Below are 3,284 nucleotides of genomic sequence, written 5' to 3' on the forward strand. Positions count from 1 at the left end.
CCCCCGCCGCCGCCCGCGCCGCCTCGGCCGGACAAGCCGCCCCTGGCGAGCAACCCGGGCGTGCCCGCGCCGCTCGAGGGCGTCTACACGGACAGGGGCGCGGCACAGCGCGGCGAGCCGCTGCGTGGGCTGATTGCGCTGCCCATCCATGACGAGCCGGGTCTGTTGCGCACCATCCAGGAGCTCTACGACCCGACGAGCCCCCGGTTCCGCCAGTACCCGAGCGCGGACGAGCTGCACCAGCGTCACTCCCCACCCGAGGACGACGTGCGCGTCGTCACCGAGTGGCTCGCGAGCAAGGGCCTCAAGGTGGGCGCGGTGGCCACCAACCGGCTGCTCATCCAGTTCACCGGGACGGTGGGCCAGTTCAATGACGCCTTCGGGGTGACGGTGCGCGTGATGGAGCGCAAGCCACCGCAGGCGGGCAATCAGCCCCATGACGTGTATGGCCTCACCGAGACCATCACCGTGCCGAAGTCCATCGAGGACCGCATCTTCGCGCTGGTCGGGCTCGACCTGGACCATGACGCGCACGACACGGTGCCACCCGAGGCGGACTCACCCGTGGGCGCGCCCGCCAACGTCGAGGATGGCTACACGCCGCAGCAGATTGCCGCGGGCTACGGCATCAAGCCGCTGTGGGAGCGGGGCTTCCGGGGCAAGGGCATCAAGCTGGGAGTGGTGGTGGGCGGCACCTTCCACCTGAAGGACACGCGCGCCTTCTGGAAGACGTGGGGCATTGACCGCGCGGACCCCACGTCCATCAACACCCTGGGGCCACCGCGCTACCGCATCCGCGAGGCGAACCTCGACGTGCAGTGGGCGGGAGCCATCGCTCCCGAGGCGGACCTCATCGTCTACTCGGGGCCGGACGCTCGCAACACGTCGATGCTCTTCACCTACAATGAAGCCATCGCGCGCAACGAGGTGAGCGTCATCACCAACTCCTTCGCCCACCGGGAGGACAGCGAGCCGCGCGCGGTGCGCCGCATGTACTCGGCCTCGTCGATGATGGGCGCGGCGCTGGGCATCACCCTGGCGGCGGCGAGCGGCGACTCCGCCGGCGTGGACGTGCCCGCCTCCAGTCCCTACGTGACGGCGGTGGGCGGTACGCTCCTGGGCCTCATCGGTGAGCGGGTGGTGTGGGAAACGGCCTGGTCGCACTCGGGCTCGGGACCCAGCCTCACCATCCCGGTGCCCGAGTGGCAGCGGGGCATCCAGGGCATCGGGGACAAGCGTGCCACTGTGGACGTCGCCCTCAACTCGGGCATGGGCAACTGGTACATGTGGCTGGGCGAGTGGTACTCGAATATCGGCACGTCGTTCGCCTCGCCGATGTTCGCGGGGCTGATAGCGGTGGTGAACGACGCGCGCGACGACGAGGGCAAGCCGCGCGTGGGCTTCCTCAACTCGCTGCTCTACACGCGCCCCGAAATCCAGCGCACGTTCCGCGATGTGACCGAGGGCCACACCGTCGACAAGGAAGGCAACGTGAAGTACCGCGCGGGCCGTGGCTGGGACATGGTGACGGGCTGGGGCGCGCCCGACGCCCAGGGGCTGCTGCGCACACTGCCCTGACTCCGCTGGCTTCGGGAGACGCGTTCAGGACTCGCTGGAAGGCAGGCGCGGTGAGCGGCTCGCCGTCGTGGCGGGACCCTGCTGGCGCAGCAGGTACTTCCGGATGTGTTGGACGTGAGGCGTGGTCGCCACGAAGACGTCCAAGCCTGCTCCGTGCAGCACTCCGACGTTGAGAATGTGCTGCCGGTAATACCAGTTGCCCGAATCGAAGATATGGCCGCGCTGGTTGTAGACGGCGCGCCCCCATTCACCCGGCGAGAGCCTGAAGAGTTCCTCTTCGTGCGTTCCCTTCGCCATGGCGCCGCTCCAGTCACTTCCTCCTGGAATGCCCATACGGCCGCCCACCAGGAGGACGCGGAGACCGCCCTCGACCTGTTCTATCCGGAAGGCCTCGAGCTCCATGCGGTCTTTTCGCCAGGAACTCCGCCTCTCCGTGGGGCGGAACTGCTCGCGCTCCGCGAAGTGCACATCCTGAAGGCGGACGACGGCCCCACCTGCGTCCTCCAGGAACACCGCCGGGAGGACCAGGGCCCGGGGCGTCGCATTGCGCAGCGATGCCCCGGGCCCTCCACGGGAGGCCTTGGTCCACTCGGTACAGAGGTGCTGGAGAACGAATCCGGTCACACCGGCGTTGGACTTCGGGGCGCGCCTGCGCGGCTGTCGTGGCATTGGATTCGTGACGGCGGGAAGTCTCTGACCTGACTCTGCTCCGAGCTGACGTGAATGCTGGAAGCCCATGAGCTGCCTTCAGGTGGGTGAGCTGGCACTTACCTATGTGCGGAGGCTCATCACGGCCTTCCTCAGGAGACGGGGCGCCACACCTCGGAGGTGGTCTCCGGGTCGCTATCTGGGGTGACGCGGGAGCTGCCCACCACGAGGAAGCGGCCGGCTCCCAGAGGCACGACGCGATGGCCCGCGCGGCCCGCCGCGAGCGGGGTTCCCGGGGACCAGCCGCCCCGAGACGAATCCCAGACCTCCACCGCCTGCGTGTCCTGGTAGGGCTCCATCGTCATCCCACCGGACACGGCCGCGCGTCCGTCTGGCAGCGCGGTGAGCGCGAGACCGGAGCGCGCAAGCGCCAGCGCGCCGGTGGGGCTCCATTGCTCCGTGCTCGGGTCCCACAGCGTCGAGGCCGTCACCACGTCGCCCTGGTTCCATCCGCCCACCACCAGGATGCGCCCGTCGGCCAGCGTGACGCCCTCACCGCGCTCCCCGGGGTGCGCCACCTCTCCGGCCGTCCTCCACGAGCGGCTGGCCGAATCCCAGACCTCTGTGTTCGGGTCTCTCGGCGGAGCGTAGGTGACACCGTCGACGATGGCGTAGCCGAAGCCGTTGGCCCGCCCACCGGTGATGACCACGCTCGAGCCGCTGACGCAGACCGGACCCGGCTCGAAGATGCGCACCGTCTGGCCCGCGGGCTCCCACGCGTCCGCCCCGGACCGCAGCAACTCCGCGCGGGTGCCACGCTCGAGGTCGTCGTCATGGTCGGAGCCCAGCACCAGCACCGCACCATCCGTGAGCGTCACGGCGGTGGGGTCGTTGCGCGCGGCGAGCAGCGGAGGACCCTCGCGGAAGCTCCGCGTCCGGGGCTCCCAGAACACGGTGCTCCTCAGGTCCGGGTGCTTGTCATCACGCCCGCCGATGAGCAGCGCGCGCCCGTCCGGCAGGGCCACCGCGGCGTGATTGGCGCGGGGGTGGGGCAGGGG

Annotated in this window: 3 protein-coding genes; 1 reads left to right on the plus strand and 2 read right to left on the minus strand. The window is 69.9% G+C overall.

The genetic code is table 11. The features are described from left to right. Window positions 1–1,578 (plus strand): S53 family peptidase (locus tag HG543_RS52650; protein ID WP_169352521.1); only part of this gene is annotated, 1,578 nt, incomplete at its 5' end. A 24-nt stretch (window positions 1,579–1,602) separates the two neighbouring features. Here HG543_RS52650 and HG543_RS52655 read toward each other — a convergent pair. Together HG543_RS52655 and HG543_RS52660 are read right to left on the minus strand one after the other, a co-directional pair. Continuing rightward, window positions 1,603–1,875 carry a hypothetical protein gene (locus HG543_RS52655; RefSeq protein WP_169352522.1) on the minus strand — a complete coding sequence of 91 codons (273 nt, stop codon included), beginning with the start codon at window positions 1,873–1,875 and terminating at the stop codon, window positions 1,603–1,605. A gap of 503 nt (window positions 1,876–2,378) precedes the next feature. Beyond that, the coding region (locus HG543_RS52660; RefSeq protein ID WP_246357932.1) for a Kelch repeat-containing protein at window positions 2,379–3,284 on the minus strand (906 nt) is incomplete at its 5' end.

The sequence above is a fragment of the Pyxidicoccus fallax genome (assembly GCF_012933655.1).
Classification (GTDB): Bacteria; Myxococcota; Myxococcia; order Myxococcales; family Myxococcaceae; genus Myxococcus; species Myxococcus fallax.